The following is a 2911-nucleotide window of genomic DNA, read 5'->3' as shown; positions in this document are numbered from 1 at the left end:
GCCTTCGCCTTTGACTAGGCCCGCAGCCATGCAACGGTGGACCACTTCATCGAACAACCAGCGGAAGGTATCGCTGGCGCGGAAACGTCCATGTCGGTTCTTGGAGAAGGTCGAGTGATCGGGCACTGCATCCTCGAGGCCGAGACGACAGAACCATCGATATGCAAGATTCAGTTGAACCTCTTCGCACAGACGACGCTCGGAGCGGATGCCGTAGCAATACCCAACGATCAGCATACGGATCATAAGTTCGGGGTCAATGGACGGACGGCCCGTATGGCTGTAGTGCTTCGCCAGGTGTTGGTGGAGTTCCTTCAGATCCAGACAGCGATCGATGGCTCTAAGAAGATGGGTCGGCGGAACGACGTCTTCAAGGTTGAAAGCGTAGAACAGCCGCTCTTGCCCGCTCGCTTGATGACCCATCATGTCGGTGCTCTCCGAACTCGTTGGCGCTTTGCAAATTCTGCCAGACGACCGAGACGGCCGCGAGTTTTTCAACAGAATCGACCCGGAGCGGACCTTCAAGCCCATCGATCTATCGATGCAAATCAGACGTGTAGCATTCCGCGATGCGTAATACTCGCTTTGAATCTCGACAGCCGTCAAACCGCGATGGTTCAATGAGACGTCCTATTTGGGAACATCAAGGAAAAACATGGCGCGTCTAAAGACGGATGAACACTTAAATATAGAAGATGACGTATTTGGACCGCTGAATCGGTTAACGAGGATGCTACACGACCACGACGAACGTGGTCTGATTCTGTCGTTGGCCGCATTCGCGGAGGAAGCCTTGGGACGGCTGATCGAAGCCTTCATGCTCCCTGTCGCAGCGAGCAAGGACTTGCTGACCGGTTTCAATGCGCCGCTGGGTACATTCTCATCGCGGATCAAGGCGAGCTACGCCCTCGGGTTGATCAATGAAGAACAGTTCAAAGATCTCGAGTACCTACGCAAGATTAGGAATGAGTTTGCGCATGCCTGGGAGCACGTGAGTTTAGAACAGGACAAGTTAGCGTCCTATGCGCGGAACATGTCTTTCAGCTATCTTGATGAGAATTTCCCAGAGACAAGCGTAAATAAGGTTCGAAGCTCCATCTCGGCATTGCTCGCTGAGATCAGTTCGATGACGCAACAGATTCATGTCAAGGGTACTCAAGTGAAAGTTACGGGAACGCGACTCATACCACTGACTTTCCGAGGCGAGTTCCCAGTGCAGATTCAGCAGACCCGCGAAAGCTTGGAACGCATCCGAACGCATTGCAACGAAGCAACGGGTGAGCGCAAACGCTTCTGGGTTCGAAGGCTAGAGCTTTTCAGATTACAGCTAGGGATACTTATGTCGCAAGTGCCAAGGGAAATGAAGCCCGAACTGATGATCCTTTTGGCAGACGCAGAAAAACTCTCCCAATAGGCGCCGGAACGGCTCACTCTACATATACAAAGAAACCTGGCGCGGTAGACAAGGTTGTGTGTGTTCCACCCACTATGACCTGCTTCAAGCGGTCGAAATCAACAAGCACGGCGAGTGGCTGACAACTCCGGTACAACCCAAAAGCGGACACACATGGTCGACCGGTTTTGGCCGCGAGCCATCCTTGCCGAAAGGTCGTGGACGACCCAAAGCGGTCCTCTTACTTGATGCTGACTTGGTCGCCCCGGTCTACCAAACCAAACTCGAATGTGCCAGGCACTTGCCGAACGCTTCGGACTTGCACATGCGCGTAATCTGGATGACGCAAGATGTTGGTTAGCGTTTCACGGTCTGATTCGTGTGTCCTAGTACCTAAAACCACTTCACGTAAAGCTCTCGGAGAGAACGCATGGTGACCGGGCCGCGAAGTGATCATTCTGTACTCTTCCTCGTACTTCCATTTCTCCGACTTTACGAGCAAGTTTGCTCGCATAAGGCGGGACAACTGGGATGTGTAGAACTGATCCGCCTGCTCATCAGGGTACTTGTGCTGCTCCCATGGGCGGACGAACTCACCAATCTCTTCCGTCATCTTCAAAAAAAGGTCTACGTAAGGAGGTTTAGCAGCGTACTCAACGTCGCCTTTGATAAAAACATCTAGCTCAAGAAGCTCCGGATCGAATCCCAGGCACAGGCCACAATGCCCTTCAGCGTAGTGCGACCACAATAGCGCGTCAGTTGGGGTTCGTGAAAGAGACAAGATGCCCAGCGATTGAATGAAACGCTGGAGTGCCTTGTTTAAGCCTATCTGCTCACCCGATTTGGGATCTTTGAAGCGGTGGCTCTGATCCAACAAAAAGATTAAGAAAGATTTACGACGTTCAGGGTGATCGTCTGATTCGTGCACCAGTTCTTTTGCCCGCTCGTACTCCGCATGTGGATTTGACCCTGTATCGCCGGACACCACTTCACCGTTAAGTTGATAAAACGGCGAGACGCCGGAACTCTCGGGGAGAACGATACTTCAACGCACTGTGTGGATGCGATTCGTTGTAGTGCTCGAAGGCCAGAGCCAAGTTATGTGCGGCAGTATTGGCATCGGGCTTGGGCATGAAGGCAACATAATCGCGCTTCATGGTCTTTACGAAGCTCTCGGCCATTCCGTTGCTCTGCGGGCTGCACACGGGCGTGGTCAATGGATGCAGGCCGATCTCGGTGGCGAACGAACGCGTTTTTTCGGCGATGTAGCCCGAGCCGTTGTCGGTTAGCCACTCAATGGGGTGAGGCGGTTTCAACGTGCCACCGAAGCGGTTTTCAACGGCGGCCAGCATCACATCGCGGACGATGTCGCCGCTGTGCCCCGCAGTGGTGGCCGCCCAGCTCAACGCTTCGCGATCGCAACAGTCCAGCGCAAACGTCACCCGCAGCGGTTCACCGTTGTCGCATCGGAATTCAAAACCGTCAGAACACCAGCGTTGATCGCTGCGCGCGACGGCC

General features: G+C 53.7%; 4 protein-coding genes. 1 reads left to right on the top strand and 3 read right to left on the bottom strand.

Annotation, left to right across the window (positions count from 1 at the left end; all coding sequences use genetic code 11):
* Positions 1 to 426 (bottom strand): transposase (locus ACE04A_RS04970; protein ID WP_485819904.1); only part of this gene is annotated, 426 nt, incomplete at its 3' end.
* A 229-nt stretch (positions 427 to 655) separates the two neighbouring features.
* Here ACE04A_RS04970 and ACE04A_RS04965 point away from each other — a divergent pair.
* Positions 656 to 1414, top strand: coding sequence for an MltR family transcriptional regulator (locus ACE04A_RS04965; RefSeq protein WP_448717226.1), 759 nt, complete (start codon positions 656 to 658; stop codon positions 1412 to 1414).
* Between the two features lie 220 nt (positions 1415 to 1634).
* Here ACE04A_RS04965 and ACE04A_RS04960 read toward each other — a convergent pair whose 3' ends face one another.
* Together ACE04A_RS04960 and ACE04A_RS04955 are read right to left on the bottom strand one after the other, a co-directional pair.
* Positions 1635 to 2378 carry a DUF2971 domain-containing protein gene (locus ACE04A_RS04960; RefSeq protein WP_448717227.1) on the bottom strand — a complete coding sequence of 248 codons (744 nt, stop codon included), beginning with the start codon at positions 2376 to 2378 and terminating at the stop codon, positions 1635 to 1637.
* 10 nt (positions 2379 to 2388) lie between these two features.
* On the bottom strand, positions 2389 to 2911 hold a 523-nt coding region (locus ACE04A_RS04955; protein ID WP_485819902.1), incomplete at its 5' end, for an integrase core domain-containing protein.

Source organism: Achromobacter colocynthidis, from assembly GCF_057334535.1.
The sequence above is the reverse complement of the archived record's forward strand: the minus strand, read 5'-3'. Positions and strand labels throughout refer to the sequence as shown.